Annotated in this window: 25 protein-coding genes and 1 other RNA gene; 3 read left to right on the forward strand and 23 right to left on the reverse strand. The window is 63.9% G+C overall.

The annotated features are described in order from the left end of the window. Nucleotides 1-57: 57 nt before the first annotated feature. The 4 genes from E8E91_RS23800 to dnaX all read right to left on the reverse strand — a co-directional run bounded on the left by E8E91_RS23800 (nucleotide 58) and on the right by dnaX (nucleotide 4561). The gene (locus tag E8E91_RS23800) at nucleotides 58-1206 is read right to left on the reverse strand and encodes an acyl-CoA dehydrogenase family protein (RefSeq protein WP_280379325.1); all 1149 of its coding nucleotides are present in this window, start codon (nucleotides 1204-1206) and stop codon (nucleotides 58-60) included. A gap of 106 nt (nucleotides 1207-1312) precedes the next feature. Beyond that, nucleotides 1313-1912 carry a recombination mediator RecR gene (gene recR / locus E8E91_RS23805; protein ID WP_280379327.1) on the reverse strand — a complete coding sequence of 200 codons (600 nt, stop codon included), beginning with the start codon at nucleotides 1910-1912 and terminating at the stop codon, nucleotides 1313-1315. Between the two features lie 184 nt (nucleotides 1913-2096). Further along, entirely contained in the window at nucleotides 2097-2423 is a 327-nt protein-coding gene (locus tag E8E91_RS23810) for a YbaB/EbfC family nucleoid-associated protein (protein ID WP_009619439.1), read from the reverse strand. Nucleotides 2424-2434: 11 nt separating this feature from the next. Beyond that, complete coding sequence (dnaX, locus tag E8E91_RS23815) at nucleotides 2435-4561, reverse strand: DNA polymerase III subunit gamma/tau (RefSeq protein WP_280379329.1); 2127 nt, start codon at nucleotides 4559-4561, stop codon at nucleotides 2435-2437. 143 nt (nucleotides 4562-4704) lie between these two features. Here dnaX and E8E91_RS23820 point away from each other — a divergent pair, with 143 nt between their 5' ends. Beyond that, nucleotides 4705-5433, forward strand: a complete 729-nt coding sequence (locus tag E8E91_RS23820) for a transporter substrate-binding domain-containing protein (protein WP_280379330.1) — start codon at nucleotides 4705-4707, stop codon at nucleotides 5431-5433. Between the two features lie 30 nt (nucleotides 5434-5463). On the opposite strand, the gene E8E91_RS23825 is transcribed toward E8E91_RS23820, so the two are convergent. From E8E91_RS23825 to E8E91_RS23835, 3 genes are all read right to left on the reverse strand, one after another. After that, a complete protein-coding gene (locus E8E91_RS23825) occupies nucleotides 5464-5808 on the reverse strand; it encodes a hypothetical protein (RefSeq protein WP_280379333.1) in 345 nt (114 codons plus the stop codon). A gap of 257 nt (nucleotides 5809-6065) precedes the next feature. Next, nucleotides 6066-6162, reverse strand: an RNA gene (gene ffs, locus E8E91_RS23830) — signal recognition particle sRNA small type. A gap of 104 nt (nucleotides 6163-6266) precedes the next feature. Beyond that, nucleotides 6267-7901 (reverse strand): methyl-accepting chemotaxis protein, encoded by a 1635-nt coding sequence (locus tag E8E91_RS23835; protein ID WP_280379335.1) that lies wholly within the window; start codon nucleotides 7899-7901, stop codon nucleotides 6267-6269. Nucleotides 7902-8183: 282 nt separating this feature from the next. On the opposite strand from E8E91_RS23835, the gene E8E91_RS23840 reads away from it, so the two are divergent. Further along, nucleotides 8184-8525 carry an HU family DNA-binding protein gene (locus tag E8E91_RS23840; RefSeq protein WP_280364180.1) on the forward strand — a complete coding sequence of 114 codons (342 nt, stop codon included), beginning with the start codon at nucleotides 8184-8186 and terminating at the stop codon, nucleotides 8523-8525. A 46-nt stretch (nucleotides 8526-8571) separates the two neighbouring features. On the opposite strand, the gene E8E91_RS23845 is transcribed toward E8E91_RS23840, so the two are convergent. The 15 genes from E8E91_RS23845 to E8E91_RS23915 all read right to left on the reverse strand — a co-directional run bounded on the left by E8E91_RS23845 (nucleotide 8572) and on the right by E8E91_RS23915 (nucleotide 21709). Then, complete coding sequence (locus tag E8E91_RS23845) at nucleotides 8572-9618, reverse strand: tetratricopeptide repeat protein (protein ID WP_280379338.1); 1047 nt, start codon at nucleotides 9616-9618, stop codon at nucleotides 8572-8574. Between the two features lies 1 nt (nucleotide 9619). Beyond that, nucleotides 9620-10588, reverse strand: a complete 969-nt coding sequence (locus tag E8E91_RS23850) for a type II secretion system F family protein (RefSeq protein WP_280379339.1) — start codon at nucleotides 10586-10588, stop codon at nucleotides 9620-9622. A gap of 28 nt (nucleotides 10589-10616) precedes the next feature. Next, the gene (locus E8E91_RS23855) at nucleotides 10617-11603 is read right to left on the reverse strand and encodes a type II secretion system F family protein (RefSeq protein WP_280379343.1); all 987 of its coding nucleotides are present in this window, start codon (nucleotides 11601-11603) and stop codon (nucleotides 10617-10619) included. 4 nt (nucleotides 11604-11607) lie between these two features. Beyond that, entirely contained in the window at nucleotides 11608-13038 is a 1431-nt protein-coding gene (locus E8E91_RS23860) for a CpaF family protein (RefSeq protein ID WP_280379345.1), read from the reverse strand. A gap of 3 nt (nucleotides 13039-13041) precedes the next feature. Next, complete coding sequence (locus E8E91_RS23865) at nucleotides 13042-14259, reverse strand: AAA family ATPase (RefSeq protein ID WP_280379346.1); 1218 nt, start codon at nucleotides 14257-14259, stop codon at nucleotides 13042-13044. Continuing rightward, nucleotides 14253-14756, reverse strand: a complete 504-nt coding sequence (locus tag E8E91_RS23870; RefSeq protein WP_280379348.1) for a TadE/TadG family type IV pilus assembly protein — start codon at nucleotides 14754-14756, stop codon at nucleotides 14253-14255. Before E8E91_RS23870 ends, E8E91_RS23865 begins: the two co-directional genes overlap by 7 nt. After that, a complete protein-coding gene (locus E8E91_RS23875; protein ID WP_280379350.1) occupies nucleotides 14756-15232 on the reverse strand; it encodes a TadE/TadG family type IV pilus assembly protein in 477 nt (158 codons plus the stop codon). The genes E8E91_RS23870 and E8E91_RS23875 overlap by 1 nt, the downstream gene beginning before the upstream one ends. Before the next feature lie 8 nt (nucleotides 15233-15240). Continuing rightward, nucleotides 15241-16560, reverse strand: coding sequence for a Tad domain-containing protein (locus tag E8E91_RS23880; protein ID WP_280379351.1), 1320 nt, complete (start codon nucleotides 16558-16560; stop codon nucleotides 15241-15243). A 71-nt stretch (nucleotides 16561-16631) separates the two neighbouring features. Then, a complete protein-coding gene (locus tag E8E91_RS23885; RefSeq protein WP_280379353.1) occupies nucleotides 16632-16907 on the reverse strand; it encodes a hypothetical protein in 276 nt (91 codons plus the stop codon). Nucleotides 16908-16922: 15 nt separating this feature from the next. Next, on the reverse strand, nucleotides 16923-18425 hold the full coding sequence (locus tag E8E91_RS23890; RefSeq protein ID WP_280379355.1) for a type II and III secretion system protein family protein: 1503 nt from the start codon (nucleotides 18423-18425) through the stop codon (nucleotides 16923-16925). Between the two features lie 51 nt (nucleotides 18426-18476). Then, on the reverse strand, nucleotides 18477-19283 hold the full coding sequence (gene cpaB, locus E8E91_RS23895; RefSeq protein ID WP_280379356.1) for a Flp pilus assembly protein CpaB: 807 nt from the start codon (nucleotides 19281-19283) through the stop codon (nucleotides 18477-18479). Nucleotides 19284-19295: 12 nt separating this feature from the next. Next, nucleotides 19296-20618, reverse strand: coding sequence for an AAA family ATPase (locus E8E91_RS23900; protein ID WP_280379358.1), 1323 nt, complete (start codon nucleotides 20616-20618; stop codon nucleotides 19296-19298). A gap of 15 nt (nucleotides 20619-20633) precedes the next feature. Next, on the reverse strand, nucleotides 20634-21152 hold the full coding sequence (locus E8E91_RS23905) for a prepilin peptidase (RefSeq protein ID WP_280379360.1): 519 nt from the start codon (nucleotides 21150-21152) through the stop codon (nucleotides 20634-20636). Between the two features lie 29 nt (nucleotides 21153-21181). Further along, nucleotides 21182-21373 (reverse strand): Flp family type IVb pilin, encoded by a 192-nt coding sequence (locus E8E91_RS23910; RefSeq protein ID WP_280379361.1) that lies wholly within the window; start codon nucleotides 21371-21373, stop codon nucleotides 21182-21184. Nucleotides 21374-21517: 144 nt separating this feature from the next. Further along, entirely contained in the window at nucleotides 21518-21709 is a 192-nt protein-coding gene (locus E8E91_RS23915) for a Flp family type IVb pilin (protein ID WP_190828721.1), read from the reverse strand. Between the two features lie 370 nt (nucleotides 21710-22079). Between E8E91_RS23915 and E8E91_RS23920 the strand changes: the two genes are divergently transcribed. Then, nucleotides 22080-22937: a response regulator transcription factor gene (locus tag E8E91_RS23920; protein ID WP_280379363.1), complete on the forward strand. Its 858-nt coding sequence runs from the start codon at nucleotides 22080-22082 to the stop codon at nucleotides 22935-22937. Between the two features lie 3 nt (nucleotides 22938-22940). Here the strand turns inward: E8E91_RS23920 and ligA are convergent, their stop codons facing one another. Then, nucleotides 22941-25316 carry an NAD-dependent DNA ligase LigA gene (ligA, locus tag E8E91_RS23925; protein WP_280379365.1) on the reverse strand — a complete coding sequence of 792 codons (2376 nt, stop codon included), beginning with the start codon at nucleotides 25314-25316 and terminating at the stop codon, nucleotides 22941-22943.

The raw sequence follows: 25316 nt of genomic DNA on the forward strand, positions 1-25316 counted from the left end.
CGCAATATATATCAATCAAAGAAAACCGGAACTCCCGTTTGGAAGTTCCGGATCAGGTCAGAGGTTCATCTGCTTGGCGATGATCTCGTTCATGATCTCCCGCGTGCCGCCACCAATGGAGAGGATGCGGTTGTCCCGGTACAGCCGCTCCACCAGGCTCTCACGCATGTAGCCCATGCCGCCGAGCATCTGCACAGCGTCGTAGGTCAGCCGGTCGGCGATGTCAGTGGCGAAGTTCTTCGCCATGGAGATTTCCTTGATCACGCTCTTGCCGGCCGCCATCTTCGCCGCCTGGCGATAGGTGAATTCGCGAGATACCTCCAGTTGGGTGGCCATTTCCGCCAGCCGGTGACGAAGCACCTGGAAACGGCCGATGGGCTTGCCGAAGGCTTCCCGCTCGCGAGCCCAGTTCAGAGACTCTTCCAGGGCCAGCTGCGCCGTCATGTTGGCCATGATGGCCAGCGCCAGGCGCTCGCTCTGGAAGTTGGCCATGATGCAAGCGAAGCCCATGTTCTCCATGCCGATCAGGTTCTCCACCGGCACCCTGCAGTCATCGAAGAACAGCTCGGCGGTGTCCGAGGCCCACCAGCCCATCTTCTTCAGCTTGCGCCCCACGGAGAAACCCGGCGTGCCTTTCTCCACCAGCAGCAGGCTCACCCCACCGAAGCCCTCGCCGCCGGTGCGCACCGCCACGGTGTAATAGTCCGCGCGCACACCGCTGGTGATGAAGGTCTTGCTACCGCTCACGCGATAGAAGTCGCCATCACGCACAGCTCGGGTCTTGAGGTTCGCCACATCCGAACCGCCAGACGGCTCGGTGACCGCCAGCGCCATGATTTTCTCGCCGGACAACACCTGCGGCACGACACGTTCGCGCAGCTCATTGCGCCCCCACTTGATAACCGGCGGCAGCCCGATATCCAGGGACCCTAGCCCAGCCACCAGGCCACCGGAACCACTGCGCATGAGCTCTTCGCTCGCAGCGACCTTGGCGAACAGGTCGCCCTCATGGCTACCGCCAAACTGCTCCGGATAACCGATCCCCAGGATGCCGGCGGCGCCAGCCTTGAGATAAAGCTCTCGGGGAAACTCCTCGGCTTCCTCCCATTCGGCGATGTAAGGCAGGATTTCCCGCTCGACGAAACGCCGCACCGAATCGCGGACCAACTGATGGGATTCGTCGAAGTATTCCTGGTAGGCAGACATGGCAAGACTCCCCGGTAAGATCGAATGAACTTACCGAGCGCTTGCTTGGTTTTCAAGGCGAGACTTTTGCCATCGACAAGGCCGTATCAGCCTTGCCGCCGTTCGCTCAAAGCCCGATGGGGCGACGTCCTGCCAATGCGTGGGCCAGGGTGCCGCCGTCCACCAGCTCAAGCTCGCCGCCCAGCGGCACGCCATGGGCGATACGCGAGACGATGATGGTTCTGGACGCCAGCAATTGGGCGATGTAATGGGCGGTGGCTTCGCCCTCCACGGTCGGGTTCGTGGCGAGGATCACCTCGGCGAACTGACCAGCCTCGATGCGCGCCATCAGTTCAGGGATACCGATTGCCTCCGGACCGAGGCCATCCAGGGGGGACAGATGCCCCTTGAGGACGAAGAAGCGGCCGCGATAGCCGGTCTGTTCAACGGCGAACACGTCCAGCGGGCCTTCCACCACGCAGAGCAGCGAATCATCGCGGCGCGGATCGGCGCATTGCGGGCAGAGTTCTTCCTCGCTCAGGGTGCGGCACTGCTTGCAATGCCCCACTCCTTCCATGGCCGCCGTCAGCGCCTGGGCCAGGCGCAAGCCGCCGCTGCGATCACGTTCGAGCATCTGCAGCGCCATGCGTTGCGCAGTCTTCTGACCCACACCGGGCAGAATGCGCAAAGCATCGATCAATTGACGGATCAGCGGGCTGAAGCTCATGGGCGTCTCAAAGTGCGGATGGAATGGATGGACTCCAGTGCCTCTCGACAGCATCGACTGGGGCAACCAGACGGTATGCAGTACAAGGTGCGAGCGGCCACGGGCACCGGAGTTTACGTCTGTAAATGAGGATGCCCGGGGCCGCGCGCAACGCAGTAATGCGTGCCGGCTGGGCGTCACTCACTCAGAAGGGCATTTTGAAGCCGGGGGGCAACTGCATCCCGGCCGTCATGCCGGCCATTTTCTCCTGGTTGTTCTGCTCGATCTTGCGTACGGCGTCGTTCACCGCAGCGGCGATCAGGTCTTCCAGGATTTCCTTGTCTTCCTGCATCAGGCTGTCGTCCAGAGAGACACGCTTGACGTCATGACGACCGGTCATCACCACGCTCACCAGGCCAGCCCCGGACTGGCCGGTAACTTCGGCATTGGCCAGCTCTTCCTGCATCTTCTGCATTTTTTCCTGCATCTGTTGGGCCTGCTTCATCAGGCCCGCCATGCCACCCTTCATCATGGTGATTGTCCTCAGCGGTCAAGGGGTTCAATGGTGTCGGCACGCACCTGGGCGCCGAACATTTCGATCATTTTCAGCACCAGCGGATCGCTGGCAATGGCCTCTTCGGCCTGGCGCTGACGAGCGGCGCGTTTACGTGCGGCGGCCTGGGCGGGAGTCTCCTGCTCGGGACGACGCACTTCGACTTCGAGTTTAAGGTTACGCCCGTGGTACTGGTTCAGCGCATCGTTCAGACGACGCTGCTGGTTGGCGTTGAACAGAGCACTCTGCGCCGGATCCAGGTGTAGGCGCCAGACATCGCCTTCCACGGCCACCAGGGTGCAGTTGGCGCCGATGTTGCCAGTCATCCCCGACAGCCCAAGGCGCGGGAACAGGTCCAGCCACTCGGCAGCCAGGCCGGTAGCCGGCTGCGCGGCCGGCAGGACTTCCGGCACCGTGGCAGCGGGTTCTTCAGCAGGGCCGAAGTCATCCATGTAAGCGATGCTGTCGGCATCCGCCTCGTAATAGTCGTCGTAGTCGCCGGGCGGCGGCTCATCGTCGGATTCATCGGCGGCAGCAACCACTGCGGGCTGGGCAACAGGCTCGACCACAGCCGGAGCAGTCTCAGCGACGGGCTCCGGCTCGGGTTGCACTTCAGGCTCAGCCTGGACCTCCACAGAGGACTCGACAACCACCGGAGCGGCAGGCTCTTCCCAAGGCAGGTCGACCACTTCGGCAGGAGCCTCTGCCACTGGCGCGGGCGCGGGCTGTTCAGCCACGGGCTCGGCAGCAGGCGTTGGGGGAATGCTTTCTTCGACCGCAGCGGCAACCGGAGCCTCTACCACTGGAGCGGGCGCAGGCGCTTCTACGACAGGAGCCGGAGCCGTTACTGGCTGGCTGGCCTCAGGGGCCGGAGCAACGACCGGAGCCGGAGTCTGTACGGGAGCGGGTTGCGGCGCAGCAACGGCAACCGAAGCCGACGGGGCGGCTCCGGCCACTGGGTTCGTCCGGGGATCAGTCGTGGCCTGACTGATCCCCGGGTCCTTTAGCTGGACCTTGGGCGCGCCATCGGCATCTGCCGGACGGAACGCCAACATACGCAGCAGCACCATCTCGAATCCACTGCGCGGATCCGGTGCCAGCGGCAGGTCACGACGGCCGATCAGGCCCATCTGGTAGTAGAACTGCACGTCTTCGCCCGGCAGGGCCTGCGCCAGCGCCAGTACGCGCTCGCGGTCACCCTGGCCATTGTCGACGGCATCCGGCAGCACCTGGGCGATGGCCACACGGTGCAGCACGTTAAGCATTTCGGAGAGCACGCCGTTCCAGTCCGGCCCCTGCTCGGCCAAGTGGCGTACGGCCTCCAGCAGCGCGCGGGCATCGCCCTGCAGCAGCGCGTGGAGCACGCCATAGACCTGGCCATGATCGAGGGTGCCGAGCATGGCGCGTACATCGGCGGCCAGCACCTTGCCCTCGCCGAAGGCAATCGCCTGGTCGGTGAGGCTCATGGCATCTCGCATCGAGCCGTCGGCAGCCCGGCCCAGCAGCCACAGCGCGTCGGCCTCGAAGGGCACGTTCTCGGCGGTGAGCACATGGGTCAGGTGATCCACCACACGCTCCGGCGGCATGTTCTTCAGGGAGAACTGCAGGCAGCGCGAGAGGATGGTAACGGGCAGTTTCTGCGGGTCGGTGGTGGCCAGCAGGAACTTGACGTGGGGCGGCGGCTCTTCGAGGGTCTTCAGCAGCGCGTTGAACGAGTGCGTGGAGAGCATGTGCACTTCGTCGATCAGGTAGACCTTGTAGCGGCCGCGGCTGGGGGCGTACTGCACGTTGTCGAGCAGTTCGCGGGTGTCTTCCACTTTGGTGCGGCTGGCGGCGTCCACTTCGATCAGGTCGACGAAACGACCTTCATCGATCTCCCGGCAGACCGAACACTGGCCGCAAGGGGTGGAGCTGATGCCGGTTTCGCAGTTCAGGCACTTGGCGAGAATACGCGCGATGGTGGTCTTGCCCACCCCCCGGGTACCGGTAAACAGATAGGCGTGGTGCAGGCGCTGGTTGTCCAGTGCATTGATCAAGGCTTTCAGCACATGGGTCTGGCCGACCATTTCGCGGAACGAGCGCGGACGCCATTTTCGTGCAAGAACCTGATAACTCATTGAAAACCATCGCGTCTGGGGAGCAGAAGGAGCTAATGCTAGCGGAGCGATGCGCAAAATGCATCCGATGCGAACGGCGCCCTGTTCAATCCGCTCGACAACGGGCATTGTGAGGCACCGCCCACTTGAGACGAGGGAGCCCGATGCGCTCATTTGTCCTCGCCCTTCTCCTCTGCTGGAGCACATTCGGCCATGCCGCGACTGCCGCCCTGCGCTTTTCCGCGGTGGACAGCTGGGCCATGCCGGTGGCCGAGTTCAGGGACAACCGCCTGGTCGGCGGCATCATCCACGACCTGATAGAACGCCTTGCACAACGACTCGACATGCCGGCGCAGGTGCATGTCCTACCACGAAACCGCGTGGAACTGGCCCTGAAACAGGGCGAAATCGACGTACGGTGCTACATCAGCCCGAAATGGATCACCAACGGCAACGAATACCTCTGGAGCATCCCCTTCCTTTATCAGCGCGACCTGATCGTGGCGCGCAATGGCAGCGAGCAACTTGCCAGCCCGGACGCCATGTCCGGGGAGAGCGTGGGCACCGTCCTCGGTTACACCTATCCGCGCCTGCAGCAGCTCTTCGAGCGCGGAGCTGTACAGCGCGACGAAGCCCGCAACCAGGACCTGGTGTTACAGAAACTGCTGGCCGGACGCTATCGGTACGCCGTGAGTAACGAACTGGCGCTGGGCTGGTTCAATCGCAATCTGCCGGACCAGGACCACCTCGTGAGCGTCAGCACGCTGGAAGAAGAACCCGTGGGCTGCCTGGTACGTAACGACCCAGCCCTGCCGACGCAACGCATCCTGCGCACACTGGTGCAGATGAAGGAATCAGGGGAAATCGAGGAGATTCTGGCGCGCTACCGCTGAGGACCGGCCGCTGAACAATCGATTCCCGCCCTAGTAACGCAGATAGTCCTCAAGTGTCGTCCAACCCTTTTCCCGCGCCTTGGCGATCGCCTTCGTCGCGTTGTCCGCGGCCTTCATCAACGCCGCTGCCGTACAACCCTGATTGACCTGTATTTCCCCGCTTTCAAAGCTGGAGACAAATCTCCTGGCCTCAACCATGAGTCGTGCACACGCATCATCGGGCTTCAGTTTTGCCCTCCATTCGTTCTCCAGCTCCAAGGCACACATGCGTGTCCTCATTTCCAGGTCGAATGTGTAGCTGCAGCCCAAACCGTACGTCGCTGCCGGATAAAACAAGGCCGGAAGTAGCACCACGAACGTTTTTGAAACACTCATATCGACCGCCCCGCTCGCGCAGGCCATACATGAGTTTAGGTCAGCCAGGTAGTCCACAGACGCTGGTGCGGCAGTGAGGAACGCACGAAGTCAGCTGGTTGCTGAGGGAGAAAAGCCGGGGGATTGAACCGAACGCAAGACGAATGGATAGGGTCACTCGCGCGGTGCACCACTCTGGCGTACCACAACGCTGTTCCACTCTTCGATTTTTGGCGAGAAAAGTCCTTTAGAATTAAGGACTTAGAAATTGGAGGTGACCCCACCAGCCACACCCCGGCACACGATTTCACCGCTGCGGCTGCTCCCTTCCGGGCCTGACCGGGTTCACGGCTGATCGTTGCGGGGGGACCGGCAGGGCCACCATCACGCAGCTCGCCAGATCGGCGAGCCGCGCCATTGTACCGGCTCTTCGTCAACTTACAACCGGTAAAACCGTTTTCCTTACAAGCACTTGCGGGTCAGACCCGGAAGCGCCCCACCAGTTGGGCCAGGCCGCTGGACAGCTGGGAAAGGTGCTGGCTGGCTTGATTGCTTTGCTCCGAGGTCTGCGCAGCCTCGTTGGAGAGGTCGCGGATGTCGCTGATGTTGCGGGCGATCTCCTCGGTGACACTGCTCTGCTCTTCGCAGGCGGTGGCGATCTGGGCGGCCATGTCGTTGATCCGCTGCACCGAGTCGCCAGTGTCAGTGAGCGCCTGGTCGACACCTGCCGCCCGCTCCACGCTGTCCCTTGCCTTCAGGCTGCCCGAACGCATGGCCTTGACCGCCTCCTGCACGCCGGCCTGAAGGCGTTCAATCATCAGTTGGATGTCCTTGGTGGAATCCTGGGTCCGCGCCGCCAGGGCGCGCACCTCATCGGCCACCACGGCGAACCCCCTGCCCTGCTCGCCAGCCCGTGCGGCTTCGATGGCGGCGTTCAGCGCCAGCAGGTTGGTCTGGTCGGCGATGCCCTTGATCACCGCCAGTACGGCGCCGATATTGGCGGTCTCCTGCTCAAGGGTGCTGATGGTGGTGGATGCGCTTTCCACCTCTATCGCCAACTGACGAATGGCAGCGACGGTCGCCCCCACCACCTGGGCGCCCTCACGGGACTGTTCTTCGGCGAAGCGCGCCGCGTCGGCCGCGTTCTGCGCATTGCGCGCCACCTCGTGCACGGCCGCACTCATTTCCGTGGCGGCGGTGCTCACCTGGTCCACGGCGGCGTGTTCGCTATTGATCAGGCGATCATTGGCGGCCGCCAGCCCTGCCAGGCTGCGCGCCGAGTCGGCCACTTCCCCGGTCACCCGGCTGACCTCCCGGATCAGCGGCTGCAATTTGTCGAGAAAGCGATTGAAGGCATGACTGAGCTTGCCCAGTTCGTCCTTCGACAATACTTCCAGGCGCACGCGAAGGTCCCCGTCGCCGTCGGCGATCTGCTCGATTCGTTCCAGCAGGTTCCGCAAGGGACGGGTCACCAGCGCAGGGAAGCCGATGACCAGGATGAGGCACAGGCCCAGACCAATGGCGATGGCCAACCCCTGCTGCCAGGCGCGTGTATCCCCGAAGGCGATAGCGCCCTGCCCTTCGGCGTTGGCGGCCAGGTCCTCCAGTTCGCCGAGCTTGTCGATGGCATCGCGCATCTCGCCGAACTGGCGCTCGCTGTCACCGAAGCTGAGGGTGCTGGCCGCTGCCGGGTCCTGGGCGGACAGGTCGACCACCCGCTGCGAGGTGGCCTTCCACTGGGCATAGCCACGGTCGAATTGCGCCACCAGTTGCTGGGCTTCGGCGCTGGCGTCCATGGCGGCGTATTTGTGCACGCGGTCGTAGGCCTGTTGCAGGTTCTCCGCATGGTCCGCCTTGAGCGCCTGGACGTGCTCGCCGGCGGCCTCATCCAGGAGGCTGCGTTCAGCGATGAACGCCTGGTAGAGGTCACGGTCGGCATTGAGCAGCAGGCTGATGGCGGGCAGGTAGCGATTGGTCAGTTGCTTGCTGGAGTCCCCGACCTGGGCGATCCCCTGCATGCCGAGGCCGCCCACCAGCACCATGAGAAACGCCAGCACCAGGATGGGCAAGGCGATCTTCCAGCGAAACCCCAAATCAGCAAAGGCACGTAGCATGGCGGCTCTCCTTAGCGCTTGGCATCACAAGGCCAAGCGTAGTCGGTCATGGGAATTCAGGCCTTGCATGGGCAGCGACGGCCATCGGCATCTGTAGACGCCTTATTCCGGCACCGGGTGACGTCCTGTCGTCGACCGCCCTGGCCGACGACAGGTTGCGTCATATCGACGCAAAACCCGGCCGTCTACACAGGTTCGCCACACCTTTTGTGCTAGCTTCCCCAACCGGTTGCGGCCCGCTGCTACAACTTCCGCCGCACTTCCAGGCGCGCCGCTTGTCACATCAGGGCCGGCGCGTCCGGCCAGGCCACAAGCCAGACATTCATTAAATGGAGCAACACCATGGCACTCACCAAAGACCAGCTGATCTCTGACATCGCAGAAGCCACCGACACCACCAAGGCCGCCGTGCGAGCCGTGCTCGAGCAGCTCAGCGAGATCGTCAGCGACTCCCTGGAGAACAGTGATGAGATCACCCTGCCGGGCATCGGCAAGCTGAAGGTCGGCGATCGTCCCGCCCGTACCGGTCGCAACCCGCAGACCGGCAAGACCATCGAGATCGCCGCGAAGAAGGTGGTCAAGTTCGTTCCGGCCAAGGCCCTGACCGACGCGGTCAACAAGTAATGCAAAAGGGGCAGGCCCAAGGCCTGCCCCTTTCCGTCATCCCGGTCTACGGTAATGCGACCGGGCGCACCTCCGCTCCCGGAATCACTGCCACCGGTTCCCCCACCGAAGTGGCGCCCCCCATGCCGCGCAGGCGGCGAATCTGCTGGACCCGATTGAGATTTTCCCAGGCTGTTTCGTAGTGCGCCGGCGACTGGTCGATGGCGCTGCGGAAGAACTGCTCCGCCTCATCCAGCTTGCCTTCCACCAGACAGATGTAGCCGACGTCGTTGCTCGCCTCGGCAGGCTTCTCCACCTGCTCGAACGCCGAAATCGCTTCCTCGTAACGCCCCATCCGCGCCAGAAGCAGGCCGTAGTTGCGCCACAACGGGTGGTAGGCAGGATCGAAGCTGATGCCCTGCTTGTAGGTGCGTTCGGCCTGGTCCCAGTTGCCGGCCAGGTAATAGGAATAGCCGAGGCTGTTCTGCACCAGCGTCGAGCGGGGGTCGATCTTCATCGCGAGAAGGTAGTAAGCCTGGGAAATGGAGAAGTTCTCCTTCAGGTCCGCCAGCACGCCCAGCCCGTTGTAGACCCGCAAGGGGGACTTGCTGTCCACCTTCAGCCGGGCCACATCACCCAGCGCCACCTTCGGAGTACCTCCCAGCCGGCGCTGATCTTCGCCAATTGCCTGGAGCAGGAACGCCTCGGCCTGGTCATGGCGGCGGATACCGAGGTTGAGCAGGCCCATCTCGGCCAGCGCGTCGATATTGTCCGGGTCGTTACCCAGCACATCGGTGAACGCCATTTCGGCCAACTGGGTGTTGCCCCGCTCCCGATGGATGCGCCCCACCCAAACCAGGGCGTCATAGCGATTGGGGTCGAGTTCGATGGCGCGCAGGTACTGGTACAGCGCCTGGTCCGTATCGCCAGCCTGGTAGGAATGGGCGGCCATTTGCATGGCCAGCTCGGGAGTGTTGATCTGGCTTTGCACCTGATAGAGGACGGAATTGTCGCCCCGGTAGACGGACTGGAAACCACCGGCATTTTCCGGCCCCATGTTCTGGCATCCCGACAGCACAGCCATCATGGCCAACAGCAGACTGGTTCTGTTCATGTCACATCTTCCCGAAGGCCTTGAACACCCCAATGATTGCGGGGCCGATGGCCACCAGGAAAAAGCTTGGCCATAGGCAAAAGATTAGCGGGAACACCAGCTTGGTCCCGATCTTCGCGGCCCGCTCCTCCGCTGCCTGGGTACGCCGGTCGCGAAACTCCTCGGCATAGATACGCAAGGTATCCGCCACGCTGGTACCGAAGCGGATGCTCTGCGATAGGAGGCTCACCAGTCCGCGCAAATCCTCCAGCCCGGTACGGTCGGCCAGGTGTTTCAGGGCCTGGGCGCTGGGGATGCCCGCACGCACCTCGGCATTCACGAGGGCGAGTTCCTCTGCCAGTTCCGACTGGCTCACAGCCATCTCGTCAGCAACCCGCTCTATCGCCTGGGGCAGCGCCAGCCCCGACTCCACGCACACCACCATCAGGTCCAGGGCATCAGGAAAGGCTGCACGCAGACGACCGATCCGCGCTTCCTTGCGCCGCTCCACGAAGACCGCCGGCGCCAGCCAGCCCAGCCCTGCAGCCGCTGCACCGATCAACAGCACCAGGGCAATCGAAAGCTTTGGCAGCATGGGCAGCGCCAGCAGGGACAAGGCAAGCATCAACAACGGCAAGAGCAAACGCACAGCCCAATAGACTTGCACCGCTGAAGCCGTACGGTAGCCGGCGTGGATCAGTATCTGGCGGGTCGCCGACGTCTTGCGCTCCTCGCCCGACCCCATGTGGCGCCCCACCTGCTCCAGCAGCAAGTGCAGGTTGCTCACCGGGCGCTGACTGGCGGTCAGGCTTTCATGACCGCGTTTGATCATCGCCAGGCGCCGCTGCACCGGACTCTGCAACCCCATGAGCAGCATGCCGAAGGTGATGACTGCCAGCACCGAACTCAAGGCCACCGCAGCCAGGAACACCAGGCGCGCCAGCTCCGGGTTGCCCACCACACCGCTGATCAATCCGAGCAGGTAGTCCATGGAATGTGCCTCCCCTTCGGCTGCGCCATCAGACCTGGATCCGGATGATCCGGCGAATCCAGAAAATGCCCAGGATCATCGCCGCGAAGGCGGCCATGACCATCTTCTGCCCCAGCGGATCGTTGATCAGCACGGGCATGTACTGCGGGGTGGTAAACATGATTCCCGCGCACAGGGCGAAGGGCACCGACACCAGCACCCAGGCCGAAACGCGCCCCTCCGCCGACAGCGTCCTGACCTTGCGCTGGAAGCGGAAGCGCCCGCGAATCAGGCGGCTCAGGCGCTCCAGAACCTCGGTCAGGTTGCCCCCGGACTCCCGCTGGATCAGCACCGATGTCACCAGCATCATCACTGTCATGCTCGGCATGCGCTCCAGCAGGCCGAGCATGGCCCGGCGCACATCGTTGCCGTAGTTGATGTCGGCGAACGTCAGGCCGAATTCGACAGCCACCGGCCCGGTGTGCTCCTCGGCGACCAGGCGCAGCGTCTCGTTGAAGGGGTGGCCGGCACGCAGCGCGCGGCACATTGCATCCAGCGCATCAGGCAGGCCCTCCTCGAACGCAGCGAAGCGGGCGTTGCGGTCCCGGGCGACCTTCATCAGCGGTACGCAGAACACCACACCCCCCAGGATCAGCGCCGCCCACCAGATCTTGAACATCAGCCAGACGCCACCACCCGCAGCGATAGCAAGAATCAGGCACAGCAACACCACCCGGTAGGCGAGGTAGACATGGCCGGCCTGCTCGATGGTCTGCGCCAGACGCTCCATCAGCGGCAGTTGTTCCAGCCGGGCCTCCATGGGCGAGAGGCGCTTGAGGTACTTCTGCCTCAGCACCGTCTGCATGTTCGGCAGGTTGCTGGCGTGTTCGAGCACATCCAGGCGCGCGCGGATGCGTCGACGCACCTTGCCGGCCTCGCCGAATACCGGCACCACGAGGCCCTGGCTGAGCAGGAAGACCGCAACGAAGACCATCCCGAGAAAAGCCAGGATGAACTCGGCAGGAATCTTGTCCATGGCGCTAACCCTCCATCCAGTCGGGGCGGAACAGGTTCAACGGCAGCTCGATGCCACGCTTGGCCAGTACATCGCGGAAGTGCGGGACCATGCCGCTGGGACGGAAGTCGCCGAGGACCTCGCCATGCTCGCCGAGCCCCCGTCGTTCGAAGCCGAATATCTCGGTCATGGTGATGATCTCGCCCTCCATGCCGTTGATCTCCTGCACGCTGACCAGCCGGCGCTTGCCATCCTCCTGGCGCTCCAGCTGGATGACGACGTCGATGGCCGAGGCGATCTGCTGACGCAAGGCCTTGATTGGGAAAGTGGCGCCGGTCATGGACACCATGTTCTCGATGCGGCCCAGGGCATCCCGCGCGGTGTTGGCGTGAATGGTGGTGATCGAGCCGTCGTGGCCGGTATTCATCGCCGTCAGCATGTCCAGCGCCTCGGCGCCGCGGACTTCGCCGATGACGATGCGGTCCGGACGCATGCGCAGGCTATTGCGCACCAACTCACGCTGGTTCACCTCGCCGCGTCCCTCGATGTTCGCGGGCCGGGTTTCCAGCCGCACCACATGGGGTTGCTGCAGTTGCAGCTCGGCCGAGTCTTCGATGGTGACAATGCGTTCGTTGTGCGGAATGAAGCTGGACAGCACGTTGAGCATGGTGGTCTTGCCGGTGCCGGTACCACCCGAGACCAGCACGTTCAGGCGGCCCCGGACTATCGCCTTGAGCACCAGGGCGATCGCCGGAGTCAGGGTACCCATCTGGACCAGGCTCTCGGTGCTCAGCAGGTCAACGGCGAAGCGGCGGATCGACAGGCTGGGGCCATCGATGGCCAGCGGCGGGATGATCGCATTCACCCGCGAACCGTCCTTCAGGCGGGCGTCCACCAGGGGCGAGGATTCGTCGATACGCCGACCCAGGCTGGAAACGATGCGGTCGATGATGTTCAGCAAGTGCTGGTCGTCGCGGAAGCACACGTCAGTGCGCTGCAACTTGCCGTGGCGCTCGACGTATACCGAGCCATGGCCGTTGACCAGGATGTCGGACACGCTGTGGTCGGCCAGCAGCGGCTCCAGCGGGCCGAGCCCGAGAACCTCGTCCTGAATCTGTTTGATGATCAGTTGGCGGCAGCCGGAGCTCACCGGCGCCTGGTGCTCATCCAGCAGACGCAGGCAGATCTCGCGGATCTGCCGTGCGGCTTCGGCCGGCTCCAGGGCATCCAGCAGGGACAGGTCCATGACCTTGAGCAACTGCTGGTAAGTGCGCTCGCGCCATTCGGCCTCCACGGCGCTCAAGTGAGTGCGGGTCTCGTAAGGCTGGTCCGGCGCACAGACCTCCCAGGCCATCAGACCAGTCGCCTGTTCGCCCTCCCCCACCTCCTGTGGCTGGTCGGCACCGGCCTTCCTGGCTGCAGGTTGGCGCAGCCGATTGCGGAATTCGCTGAACATGGTCTACCCCCTGAACAATCGGCCGAATGTCCGTTTCAACAGGCCCTGGCTGACGCTCTCCGCGCCGACCAGGTCTTCAGTCAATGCCCGCAGCGCCAGGGTCACCGGCGCCCTTGGCGAATGCTGGGCCAGTGGCACCCCGGTGTTCTGGCTTTCGCTGACCACCGCGTAGTCGTTGGGCAGCTTCTGCACATCCGAACAACGCAAGGCCTCGGCGATGTCCTTGAGGGTCACCGGTGAAGCCTTGTTGTAGCGGTTGACCACCACCTGCAGGCGATTGCCCTGGATGCCCAGGTCGTCTCGCAGGATGCGTACCAGGCGAGTGGCATCCTTGAGGTGACTGAGGCTCTGTTGCACCACGATCACCACACGATCGGCCTGTTCGAGGGTCACGCCAGTGAGGTGGTCGATCTGCCGTGGCAGGTCTACCACCACCCAGTCATAGGTGCTGCGGGAAAGACGCAGCAGCGCTTCCAGCTGTTCCAGGCGCACGTCCTGGGTCAGGCAGAGTTCATCGGAGCGACCGCCCAGCACATGCAATGTCGGACTGAAATGGCTGCAGAAACCGCGCAGTGCCATGCCATCCAGTTCCTCCACCTGCTGCAGCACGTCCAGGTGACTGTGCCCGGGGTGTATGTCCAGGTAGTGGGCGGCGCTGCCGAACTGCAGGTCCAGGTCCATCAGCAGGGTGCCGGCACCTCGACTGCTGAGCTGGTGTGCCAGGTTGCAGGCCAACAGGGTGGCGCCGGAGCCGCCCTTGGCGTTGATCACCGCCACCACCTGGCCGCCGCCAGCGGAGCCGGCGCTGGACTCCTGCACCAGACGGCCCAGTGCTGCGCGCAGATCGTCCTCAGTAACCGGCTCGGGGAGGAAGTCACGGGCGCCGGCCTGCATCGCCAGGCGAATGCCCTCGCGTTCCTCCAGCGGGCCGCAGATCAGTAACGGCGGACGCTCGTGGACGGGACGCTGCAATAGCGCCGCCAGTTCCTCGCGCCACAGGTGGCTGACCCGCAGCAGCAATAAATCGGGCTTCTGCTCCAGGCCGTAGAGAGGATCGGTGTGACCGTTGGTGACCAGCCGGGTGCTGACCACCAGCCCCGAAAGACGCTGGCAGTAGCCCTGCAGGTGACGCAGCGCTGCGGCATCACGACTGCTGATGAGCAAGCGCTGGCCGGATGTTCCAGTGGCCTGGACGGGTACGGTTTCTCTGGTCTTCAGCATGGCGTGATCCCCGGAGCGACGCCGACCTCGGCATGTCGGCCAAGGCTTTCGCGCGGCATGGTCGACCTGAACACCGGGAGCGTGATGCTGCCGCCGAAGCCGGGGATCAGGAAGTTGAAGGTGAAGTTCTGCAGGCGCAGTTCGACGTAGCGAATGGCGCGAAATCCGTTGACGCTGGCGGTATCAGTGGGACTGGTGACCGTCGCGCCACTCTGGTCCAGGTACACCAGGCTCAGGTCGGCCGTATCGAGTTGGTTGATCAGGCTGCTCGCGCCACTGTCGGTAGCTGCATTGAAGATGGCCCGACGCAGGACCACCGGGTCGCTGATATCGCATACCGAGGCCAGGCGCGCGCCCCGACGCACCGTCTCGTTCAGGGCGTTGATGGTGAAGAACAACCGCCCCATCTCCAACATGCCGAACAACACCACGAAGAGCAGCAGTCCGGTGATGGCGAACTCCACCGTGTAGGTCCCGCGCATCCGTCTGGCATTCATCACAGCGCCCTCATTACGGTGGTGGTCACCAGCGGGAAATCCAGCCGCATCGAGCTTCCGACCAGAGCCGGCAAGCCGCTGCCGAACAGGGGCTGGAAGGTGTAGCTGATGCTTACCTGCACGTGGTCCGTGGTGCCAGCCACGGCGGAAACCTGCACATTGGCCGTGCTCAATCCGGATACCAGGGGTTGCATGCCCAGACGCACAACGGGCGAACCGTAGACCGCCAGGTTCTGGGTTTCCGTCCTCAACGTGGCACTGACCTCGACCCGTCCCTGCGTACGATCGAAGGCCTTGCCGGCGACATAGCGGACCGCGTCGCGGTTGGCCTGCAACAGGCTGTTGTACTGCAGCAGCATGCGTCCGATTTCGCTCACGGCCAGCAGCAACAGCAACAGCAACGGCAGGGCCAGGGCGAACTCCACCATGGCCAACCCTCGCTGTCCGCGCCTGCCTGTGCATGGGATACGTCGCATGGCGCCTCCTATGAGTCGCTGCTCGGTGTACGGCTGTCGTCGATATAGGTCTTGTAGAGCTGGATGATCTGCGGCCCGGATTCGGTGGACGGATTAGGCCCTGGCAGGTCGTCGCCCTCGCACTCCTGAATGAACTGGCCGAGCAACCAGGCGCTGCCGCCCTGCTGGTCCATGGGCTGCAGCACGAAGAAGCAGCCGAACCCCAGTACGGGAACCGAAGAGGTGCCGCCATCCGTACCACTGCATCTGCCGATGACGATCTTCAGCATGCGTCGCTCGAACACCCCGCCATTGCGGCAGCCGGCTGCGGCAGGGTTGTCGACGCAGGTCGCGGTGCGGCTCTTCCAATCGTTGTAATCGAACAGTGCGGCACCGCCTGCGGTGCTGAGGTTTCCTTGCGCGTCACTGCTCACCACCCCACCGCCGCTGCCCAGGTAATTGATCTGGTTGGTGTCCAGGTTGGGTTCAAGAGCCGGGTTACCGTTGCCGAGCTTGTTGTAGTCCACCACCAGATCAGGCGGAAAGTCGGTCTCGGAAAGACCGCCGCCGGAATAGTCGCCGAAGCGGGTATTGAGTCCCTGGACCGATGGCCCTGCGGTATTGCCGGGTTTGGTGGCGACGTTGTTGCCGATATCCGGGCACAGGGTGCCGCCACCGGCCAGTTGCTCGCGTACCGTGCTGCCACCTGAGCCGAAGTCCAGCAACTGGAAATTGCCCGGACCGATGCCCGAAGAGTTGTTCTTGGCCGTCTTCAGCACTTCCAGATCGCCAAGACGGAACCCCCAGTAGAGGCCGTTGGCTGGATCATGTTGGCCGGCGCCCGTATCGCCGCAGACCATCACCGGGGCCAGGTCGCACGGGCTCGTGGGGCTGGGCCCGGCAGTGGCGATTGCGGCCACTGCCTTGTCCACGGCGCCACCGCCGAAGAGGCTCAACACGCCCCAGAGGATTCCCGTCAGGGGGTAATCCGGCACCGAAACGCGGACATAGCGCGGACTGCTACCCACTGGCCCGGCAACCGTGAAGGGGCCGTAAACGCTTGCCGACTGGGTGATCACGACGAATCCAGAATCGGCGGCCAGCGCCGTCGCCAGTTCGCCATTGCCGGTAGCGTTGGCATTGCGTGTGAAGGTGTCCATGGCCGCTTCCCGCGCCAGCCTCGCCGCCTCCGCCGACCCCTGGACCTGGCTGAGGGTCTTCGCGCCACTGAGGGCCGCGGCGTCCACCGCGTTCTGCAGCCGGGTCTTGTTCACCAGCAGGTGGCCGCCGTCCAGCGCCAGGGCGGCCATGGCCACCAGGGCAAGCATCGCGACCGCCAACAGTGCCATGACCGAACCCCGTTGGCGCCGGGGCATGGCGCATGGTCTTCCGGGGATTCTCGGGTTCATGACTGCCGGCCTCACTCGTTTCCGATGTTGATCTCGATGGGCTGGCCGACCTGCGAGGCATTGCCCTTGGTGCCGCGATAACCGTCCATGACCTGTTCGGTCAGGGCACCGTCCATGCCGGCTGGCGACGCCTCGGTGCCGGGATTGGCCGCGCGCTGCTTATCGGCGATCTGCTGGTAGCTGGTCTGGTAGACGCTGTACCCGAGGGTGCCGACGCGACCCTCTTCATAGTCCATGACGCAACCGCCACAGAGCGCGAGCAGGCAGACGGGAATGATCGTTTTCATGTGCAAAGTCTCCGGCTACTTGAGGTCATGGCCGAAACGGCCTTCGCTGACGCCAAGGCTGACGGGCACCGGCCGACCGGCCTCGCGCCCCTTGGTCTTGCCCAGCAGATAGAAATCCTGGTCGCTGGGCTCGACGAACTTCTCGGTGGGCAGGCGCACGCTCCTGGCATCCACCGGCTTGGCCAGGTGCGGCGTGACCAGGATCACCAGCTCGGTTTCGCCGTTGATGAACTGCTGGCTACGGAACAGGTGGCCGAGCACCGGAACATCGCCCAGGCCCGGGAAGCGGCTGACGAAGTCGCGGGTGTTTTCGCTGATAAGGCCGGCGATGGCGATGGTCTGGCCATTGCCGAGTTCCACGGTGGATTGCGCGCTGCGCTTGGTCAGCGAAGGGATGACCTGGGCGACGCCGTCACCCAGCACACTGTCCAGGCCGGTATCCAGCACCAGGGAGTTGGCGTTGGAAATCTCGCTCACCGAGACATTGAGATTCAGGTTGATGCGCCCTTCGTCCAGTACCACCGGAAGGAATTTCACCCCGACACCGAATTCCTTGAATTCGATGGTAATACCCTCGTCCTCGGTGATCGGGATCGGGAACTCACCGCCGGAGATGAACTCGGCCTGCTGCCCGCTCAATGTGGTCAGGGTGGGTTCGGCCAGTACCTTGGCCGAGCCATTGTCCTTGGCGGCTTCGAGGACGACGTTGAAAAGGAAGTCATCCGACAGGAATTGGCCGAAGAAGCCCTTGCCATTGCCTAGCAGAGCCGTCGGATTGACCAGACCGCCCGCGTCGAATCCCAGCCGCTGGCCATTGTTGAAGCCCCCCGTGGTCCAGTTGCCGTTCCGGCTCAAGGCATTGAAACGGACGTCCAGGCTCTTGAGCAGGTTGCGTTGCATCTCGGCCACCTTGACCTCCAGCATCACCTGCTGGGTTCCGCCGACTGTGAGCAGATTGATCACCTCCAGCGACTGGGCCGGGGACTGCTTCGCCTGCTCACCTTCCCCCTGCACGATGCTGGAGGTCTGGGCGGAATAGGACTTGGCCACCTTCACCGCCGTATCCATCACCGAAGCGCTGCTGACCTGGCCGCGCAGCACCAGCGAACCCTGGGCGCTGAATACCTCGATGCGCTCATTGGGCATCAGTTGGTGGAGCTTTTCCTTGAGGCCGCCAAGATCGTGCACCACGTCCAGTTCGAGGCTGTCGATCAGGCGGTTGCTGTTGTCCCACAGCAGCACGTTGGTGCTGCCCAGTGAACGCCCCAGCAGGTAGAGCTGATTGGGCGTGGTCATGAGGATGTCGGCGATCTCCGGGTTGCCCACCGAGATGCGCTTGACCGCCGTGCGGGTGGTCAGGACACGCGCCTTGTAGATGGGAACCTGGATGTGGCCGTTGTTTTGCGCGGACATCCCCACCACCGCCCCTGAAGGCTGAGCCGCAGGCACGGGAGCCGGCAGTACCGTACAGGCCAGCAGCAGCGCTGCCAGGGCCCCTAGTTTGCGAATGCCTTGCATAACCCTCTCCTCCTCTGACTGGCCGCAACTGCACCGGCCCGCTGGGCTCGGCTAGAACTGCGCCTTCGCCACTTTCACTTCAGTGCCACGGATGATGATCACGCCGCTGGGACCTTCCATCCGGCGCACGACAGGACGGGGGGCGACCGGTACTGGCGATGCAGCCGGCGCGGGTTTGGCCGCTGCCACGACCTCGGTCTTCTTGCGGTCGTCCAGGGGGTTGCGCAGGGCAAGCTGCAGGCGACCTTCGCTCATGGCCTTGACCAGCACCTCGGCCTCTTTGGGCATCATTTCCAGGGTCACCGCACGCACCACCACGGGCTGGGTCTTGTCAGTGCTGGCGGTCTGGTCCACGGCCAGCACCCGAAGGTCCTGGAGGATGGTCTTGGACTCGCTGTCATTGCTGCCATTGACTTGTCGGGTGGCCAGCACGTCGACCCGGTTTCCCGGCAGCAGGAAGCCGCCAACGCCCACCACGTCATCGACCCGCACCGATATCGCGCGCTTGTCCGACTCGATCAGCGACGCCAGGGTGCTGCCGCCCAGGTGCTCGGCCACACGAGCACTGCGCAGGATGTCGCCTCGCAGCATGGGGAAGGTGGCGATCTTGCCAACGACCCTCTCCGGAGCGTCGAAGGCATCGTCCGGCACGGTGCCCCTGGGCATGCGTACCACGGTCACCTGCTGGGCCTCGATCATCTGCCCGAAGGGAATTTCCACCGTGGCCACCACCACCGCCTGGAGGTTGTCATCCGGGCTTGCGTTGAGCTTGGCGCTCAACCAGTTGTTGGCCATCCAGGCAGCACCCAGCCCCAGCAGCAGGGACAGGGTAACCAGAGTGAGGGTTCGTGCGCTCATGTCGGTTTCTCCTCAGCCAAGCAAATCGAGCTGGACGAAGTAGTTGTGCCAGGCCCATTCCAGGTCCTGCGGCGACAGCGGGCCCGAGCCGTCGAGGTAACGCTGGCGGTCCAGCGCCATGCCCAGCAGGTCCCGCGGGTGGCAGGGCACCAGCGGCATGCCCTGGAGCTCGTAGAACCCCTGGAGCACGTAGCGCAGCAGGATGGGATCGAAAGGAATGCCCAGCCGCTCCGTCTCCTGGCGCCAGATGCGCTCGTATTCCTGGGGTTGCAGGTAGTTGAAGTGCAGCTTGTAGCCAATGCGCCGGAGAAAGGCTTCGTCGGCCAGTTCCAGCGGATTGAGGTTGGTGGAGAACACCAGGATCAGGTCGAACGGCACCTCGCAGTGACGCCCGCCGCCCAGGTTGAGGAAGTCGCGCTTCTCTTCCATGGGCACGATCCAGCGGTTCAGCAGCTCGGCGGGTGCCATGCGCTGGCGGCCCATGTCGTCAATGATGAACAGGCCGTTGCTCGCCTTCAGTTGCAGCGGTGCCTGGTACAACCGGCTGAAGGCGTCGTAGCGGATGTCCAGCTGCTCCATGCTCAGCTCGCCGCCGGTGATCAGGATCGGCCGTTTGCAGCAGACCAACCGGCGGTCGATGCCTTCGTCGAGCAGCAGCCTGTTGGGTTGTGCACTGTCCTCCAGGACGTGGTGCACCTGCGGGTCGTAGATTTCCACCACGGCCTCGTTGATGGCGATGGCATGGGGCACCCAGATGGCTTCGTCGAACAGGCGGATCAGGCGGCTGCTGATGTAGGTCTTTCCGGTACCGGCAGGGCCGTAGATCATGATGGCGCGGCCGGAATTCATAGCCACGCCGAGCTGGTCCAGCATGGCGTCGGCCAGCACCACGCCCTGGAAGGCGCTGCGCATGTCGCGCGCGGTGACGCGGCCGTGGTGGATGGTCTGGAGCTTGAGCAGCGAGCGATAGGTGCTCACCGGGAAGGGCGCAGCGCCGATGTAGCCGCTACGTGCCAGAGCATCGCGGGCGGCACTGCGGCCTCGCTCGGTGAGGCCATAGCGCAGGGCCTGGCCACCGGCCTGGCCGAGGACTTCAATGCGGCCATCCTTGCGCAGGAAGCTGAGGATCTCCTCCAGCACGGCGCCGGTCAGCGCCAGGCGTTCCACCAGCTTCGGCAGGTCCAGCACACCGGCATCGTGCAGGTGCTTGCAGACCAGGTCACCCAGGAAATTCTCCGCCAGGCCGGTTTCGCGAACATTACGCGGCAAGGGCGCCAGACGCTGCACCGCCTCACGTTCACTGGGGTAGCTTCCGTTGTCGGTGACGGCGTACATGGCAGGCGTCCTCAACTATGCGGTCAAGGTGAACCACAGGCTGCTGGCCAGGGTTCCCAGGAGAATCGCGATCGAGAAGGGAAAGGGCTTGCCGGCCACCTCCCCTGCCACCGGGGCAACATAGGCATGCGCCCTGAGCATCATCAGGTAACGCGACAGGGTCAGTGGGAGTTGGCCTCGTACCAGCACCAGCAGGATGCCGCAGCAACCGCCTGCGATCAGGCTGTACAGGGCGGCCCAGGTCGCGTCATACGGAGTGAGGAAGGCGCCGGTCATGGCCATCAACTTCACGTCACCCGCCGCCATGCCGCCCAGCGCGTACATGGGCAGGAAAATGGCGAAGCCGACCAGCATGCCCAACAGTCCATTACCCAAGCCCGCGATTCCCGTCGAAAACATCTGACCGGCCAGGCCCAGACCGAGCCCAATGAGAATCAGCAGATTGGGGATGCGGTGGCTTCGCAGGTCGCTCACCACCGCGATACCCAGCAGCCCCAGCAGTAAGACAGCGTTATGCATCTGCTCTATGGCCATGACTGCATCGCTCCCAGGAAGAAGAGGTACTAGCAGGCGCCGCCTTTGATGGCCTGGCAGATCGCCCGAATCTTGGTATCCACCTCGCCCCCCAACAGGGTGAAGGCTGCGACCACCAGCGCAGTGATCAGACCGCCAGCGACCGCATACTCGACGATGGTCAGGCCATCCTCGTCCTTCACGAACTTCACCACCGAAGCCTTGATCGATTGGAAAGTCATCTCACCCACCTCACTCAGGTTGAGGCCGCGGGTCCGGCAATGCTCATCGCCCCGCCTGAACCCACCCCCAGCGATCCTGAAGGGGGGAGTCAGGTATTTCTTGCGGATGGCCAGGACCTTCCTGCAGCCGTCGTATGGGACCGCTTAGCAGGCGGCGCCTTTGATAGCCGCGCAAATGTCCCGGATCCTGGTGTTCACCTGGCCGCCCAGCAGGGTGAAGGCAGTCACCACCGCAGCGGTGATCAGGCCGCCAGCCACGGCGTACTCGACGATGGTCAGGCCATCTTCGTCTTTCGCGAATTTCGTCACCGAAGCCTTGAACGATTGGAAAGTCATTTCGCCCACCTCACTCAGTTGTTTCCACAAGTCCGGCGACGCTCTTCGCCCCGCCTGAGTCCACCCTAGATTTCCCCAAAAGTGGGGGGTTAGGAGTTTTTTGCGGATCCCTAGGACTTTCTTGCGCGCCGTCGACAAGCAACGGTCAAATCGCTCAAGCCCAGCAAGGGCGCGGCTTACAGAGGGGTGACTGGTCGGGTGACGAACGGTAGGGACGGCTTGGAAGCCGCGAAAAATGGGGCACCCACTTTTGGGTAGAACGGTGTTGTTGGAGTTTGCGCGGGCTTATAGGGATTGGTTCTTTGAGGTAATGGCACACTGACAATACTGCACCTCGGGGAACCACAATAATTTGGCGCAGGGTTAGAACATGCAGTCGAACTCCGCCGTAGAACCCGTTCTGCTCTGGCTCGACCTGACGCGTGACAGGTCGACGGTCAAGCTCATGGAGCAATTCCGGGGGCGGTGTGAATGCCGGCTGGCCAGCGGCCGGGACGCGCCGGGAAGGGAGAACCTGCGCCAGATCGACATGATCTGCATCCATTTCGACCGCCCCGATGTCGGCGGACTCAGCCTGCTGCTGGATATCAAGCACAGCTACCCGTCCATTCCCATCAGCATGTTCACGGTCCAGCACTCCGAGGAACTGGCGATCTGGGCGATGCGCGCACGGGTCTGGGAATTCGTGGTGCTCCCCCTGGGTGCCGAGGAGCAAAGTCGCTATCTGGAAAGCCTGCAACGGCTCAGTGAAGTGCGCCGCGCCGTCACCAGCCTGGGCCGCAAGCCGCTGCTGGACCGCAACCCGCCAATGCCGGACAGCATCCGCCTGACCGCCGGCCACCAGAAGCACAAGGCGCTTTGCAAGGTGATGCCCTACATCGAGCAGCATTTCCGCGACAGCGTGGACCAGAAGGAACTGGCCCAGCAGTGCGGCATGACCCCTTTCCGCTTCAGCCGCCTGTTCAAGGAGGTGAACGGCGTCGGCTTCATGGAATACATCCTTGGCAAGCGAATGGACTTCGCCAAGCAGCTGCTGGAGAACAGCCAGATGCCGGTCACCAGCATCGGCTACGAGGCCGGTTTCAAGGACCCGTCCTACTTCGCCCGCGCCTTCAAGCAGCTGGTCGGCTGCAGCCCCAGCGAGTATCGCCAGGGCTGTCGCTCGGACACGGCGCCAATGCCATCCGCCGTCGAAACCGACGAAGCGGCGCTGGGCATCGGCGCCTAGGCCTCAGCCCAGTCGAGCCAGTTCGGCGAGGAACTGCTCCTCGTCCAGCACCCGGACACCCAGCTCATTGGCCTTGGCCAACTTGGAACCCGCACCCGGGCCAGCCACCACGCAGTGCGTGCGCGCCGACACCGAACCCGCCACCTTGGCGCCCAGGGCTTCCAGCTTCTCCTTGGCCACTTCCCGGCTCATGACTTCCAGGGTGCCGGTGAGTACCCAGGTCTGTCCGGCCAGCGGCAGGCCCTCCACGGCCTGCTTCTCGCTCTCCCAGTGCATGCCGAACGCGCGCAGCTGGGTTTCGATGGCCCGGGCGCGCTGGACGTTCTCTTCCACTACGAAGAACTCGCGCAGGGCCTGCTTGGCCTTCTCGTTCAAGCCCTTCATGGTGCTCAGGTCCAGCCAGTCGCGACTGAGGGCAATCAGGCCGTCCAGGTTACCGGCCCGTTCCGCCAGGTTCTTCGCGCCGGTGGCGGCAATACCGGAAACATTGAGCTTGTCGATGAAGCCGGCGAAGGTCGCGCAAGCCGCGAACTCGGGGCTCAGGCCACTCTCCTCCTGCAGCTCGACGCCGCGTGCCAGGAGGTCACCGATCACCTTCTGGTTGTGCCCATCGGCGAAGAAGGCATGGATCTCGTGGGCCACTTCCAGGCCCACGTCCGGCAGGTAGGTCAGCACGTCCGGCAGGGCCTGCTGGATGCGCTCCAGGGAACCCAGGGCGCGCGCCAGAAGCTTGGCGGTTTCCTCGCCCACGTCGGGAATGCCCAGGGCATAGATGAAACGCGCCAGCGTCGGCTTACGGCTGTCGGCGATGGCGCCCAGCAGATTGCGGGTGGACAGGTCGGCGAAGCCTTCCAGTTCCACCACTTGCTCGTACTTGAGGGTGAAGAGATCCGCCGGCGAGGCCACCAGGCCGGTATCCACCAGTTGCTCGACGATCTTGTCGCCCAGGCCTTCGATATCCAGCGCGCGACGGGAGGCGAAGTGGATGATCGCCTGCTTCAGCTGGGCGCCACAGGCCAGTCGCCCGACACAGCGATAGATGGCCCCTTCGGTTGTGGTTTCCTTGCCCTTGCCGCGCTTGATCAGCTGGGTGCGCTCCACGGCCGAGCCGCAGACCGGGCATTGCTCGGGAATGTGCACCGGACGCGCATCGGCCGGGCGACGCTCCAGCACCACCTGCATCACTTGCGGGATCACGTCACCAGCGCGGCGGATGACCACCGTATCGCCAACCCTCAGGTCAAGGCGCGCCACCTCATCCATGTTGTGCAGGGTGGCGTTGGACACGGTGACGCCCGCAACCTGGACAGGCTTCAGGCGGGCGACCGGGGTTACCGCGCCGGTCCGACCCACCTGGAATTCAACGTCCAGCAGCTCGGTGAGCTCTTCCCGCGCCGGGAACTTGTGCGCCAGTGCCCAGCGCGGCTCGCGGGCGCGGAAGCCCAGCTCGCGTTGCCAGGCCAGGTTGTTGAGCTTGTAGACCACACCGTCGATTTCGTAGGCGAGGCCGTCGCGGCGCTCACCGATATCGCGGTAGTAGTCCAGGCAGCCCTGGGCTCCCTTGACCAGCTTCAGCTCGCGGCTGATGGGCAGGCCCCAGCCCTTGAGCGCCTGGAGGATGGCGAACTGGTTGTCCGGCAGCTCGCCTTCCACCCGACCGAAACCGTAGGTGCAGAATTCCAGCGGGCGGCTGGCGGTGATCTTCGCATCCAGCTGACGCAGACTGCCCGCCGCTGCGTTGCGCGGGTTGGCGAAGGTCTTGGCGCCCAGTTCCAGATTGCGGGCGTTGAGGGCATCAAAGCCGGCCTTGGACATGAACACCTCGCCACGCACTTCCAGCACGGCCGGCCAGCCTTCGCCCTGCAGCTTCAGCGGCACGTTGCGGATGGTGCGCACGTTGCTGCTGATGTCCTCGCCTGTGGTGCCGTCGCCACGGGTGGCCCCGCGCACCAGCACGCCGTTCTCGTACAACAGGCTCACCGCCAGGCCGTCCAGCTTCGGCTCGCAGGTGTATTCCACTTCCGGACCATTGCCGAACAGGTCGCCGCCGGGCAGCAGCTCGCCCAGGCCCTCGCGCACACGGCGATCGAAGTCCTGCAGGTCCTGCTCTTCGAAGGCGTTGCCCAGGCTGAGCATGGGTACTTCGTGGCGCACTTCGCCGAACGCCGCCAGGGCCGCACCGCTGACCCGCTGGGTTGGCGATTCCGGGGTCACCAGCTCGGGGTGTTCGGCCTCCAGGGTCTGCAGCTCGCGGAACAGTCGGTCGTACTCGGCATCGGGCACGCTGGGCTCGTCCAGCACGTAGTAGCGGTAGTTGTGCGCATCCAGCTCGGCGCGCAGCGCGAGAATGCGTTCGGCGGCGGTTTGGGCATCGGTCAT

Source organism: Pseudomonas sp. BN515 (assembly GCF_029873155.1).
GTDB lineage: Bacteria > Pseudomonadota > Gammaproteobacteria > Pseudomonadales > Pseudomonadaceae > Metapseudomonas.

Excerpts from the sequence above, each read along its gene's own strand:
- E8E91_RS23800 (WP_280379325.1), bottom strand. The coding sequence starts at position 1,206 with ATGTCTGCCTACCAGGAATACTTCGACGAATCCCATCAGTTGGTCCGC.
- recR (WP_280379327.1), bottom strand. The coding sequence starts at position 1,912 with ATGAGCTTCAGCCCGCTGATCCGTCAATTGATCGATGCTTTGCGCATT.
- E8E91_RS23810 (WP_009619439.1), bottom strand. The coding sequence starts at position 2,423 with ATGATGAAGGGTGGCATGGCGGGCCTGATGAAGCAGGCCCAACAGATG.
- dnaX (WP_280379329.1), bottom strand. The coding sequence starts at position 4,561 with ATGAGTTATCAGGTTCTTGCACGAAAATGGCGTCCGCGCTCGTTCCGC.
- E8E91_RS23820 (WP_280379330.1), top strand. The coding sequence starts at position 4,705 with ATGCGCTCATTTGTCCTCGCCCTTCTCCTCTGCTGGAGCACATTCGGC.
- E8E91_RS23825 (WP_280379333.1), bottom strand. The coding sequence starts at position 5,808 with ATGAGTGTTTCAAAAACGTTCGTGGTGCTACTTCCGGCCTTGTTTTAT.
- E8E91_RS23835 (WP_280379335.1), bottom strand. The coding sequence starts at position 7,901 with ATGCTACGTGCCTTTGCTGATTTGGGGTTTCGCTGGAAGATCGCCTTG.
- E8E91_RS23845 (WP_280379338.1), bottom strand. The coding sequence starts at position 9,618 with ATGAACAGAACCAGTCTGCTGTTGGCCATGATGGCTGTGCTGTCGGGA.
- E8E91_RS23850 (WP_280379339.1), bottom strand. The coding sequence starts at position 10,588 with ATGGACTACCTGCTCGGATTGATCAGCGGTGTGGTGGGCAACCCGGAG.
- E8E91_RS23855 (WP_280379343.1), bottom strand. The coding sequence starts at position 11,603 with ATGGACAAGATTCCTGCCGAGTTCATCCTGGCTTTTCTCGGGATGGTC.
- E8E91_RS23860 (WP_280379345.1), bottom strand. The coding sequence starts at position 13,038 with ATGTTCAGCGAATTCCGCAATCGGCTGCGCCAACCTGCAGCCAGGAAG.
- E8E91_RS23865 (WP_280379346.1), bottom strand. The coding sequence starts at position 14,259 with ATGCTGAAGACCAGAGAAACCGTACCCGTCCAGGCCACTGGAACATCC.
- E8E91_RS23870 (WP_280379348.1), bottom strand. The coding sequence starts at position 14,756 with ATGAATGCCAGACGGATGCGCGGGACCTACACGGTGGAGTTCGCCATC.
- E8E91_RS23875 (WP_280379350.1), bottom strand. The coding sequence starts at position 15,232 with ATGCGACGTATCCCATGCACAGGCAGGCGCGGACAGCGAGGGTTGGCC.
- E8E91_RS23880 (WP_280379351.1), bottom strand. The coding sequence starts at position 16,560 with ATGGCACTGTTGGCGGTCGCGATGCTTGCCCTGGTGGCCATGGCCGCC.
- E8E91_RS23885 (WP_280379353.1), bottom strand. The coding sequence starts at position 16,907 with ATGAAAACGATCATTCCCGTCTGCCTGCTCGCGCTCTGTGGCGGTTGC.
- E8E91_RS23890 (WP_280379355.1), bottom strand. The coding sequence starts at position 18,425 with ATGCAAGGCATTCGCAAACTAGGGGCCCTGGCAGCGCTGCTGCTGGCC.
- cpaB (WP_280379356.1), bottom strand. The coding sequence starts at position 19,283 with ATGAGCGCACGAACCCTCACTCTGGTTACCCTGTCCCTGCTGCTGGGG.
- E8E91_RS23900 (WP_280379358.1), bottom strand. The coding sequence starts at position 20,618 with ATGTACGCCGTCACCGACAACGGAAGCTACCCCAGTGAACGTGAGGCG.
- E8E91_RS23905 (WP_280379360.1), bottom strand. The coding sequence starts at position 21,152 with ATGGCCATAGAGCAGATGCATAACGCTGTCTTACTGCTGGGGCTGCTG.
- E8E91_RS23910 (WP_280379361.1), bottom strand. The coding sequence starts at position 21,373 with ATGACTTTCCAATCGATCAAGGCTTCGGTGGTGAAGTTCGTGAAGGAC.
- E8E91_RS23915 (WP_190828721.1), bottom strand. The coding sequence starts at position 21,709 with ATGACTTTCCAATCGTTCAAGGCTTCGGTGACGAAATTCGCGAAAGAC.
- E8E91_RS23920 (WP_280379363.1), top strand. The coding sequence starts at position 22,080 with ATGCAGTCGAACTCCGCCGTAGAACCCGTTCTGCTCTGGCTCGACCTG.
- ligA (WP_280379365.1), bottom strand. The coding sequence starts at position 25,316 with ATGACCGATGCCCAAACCGCCGCCGAACGCATTCTCGCGCTGCGCGCC.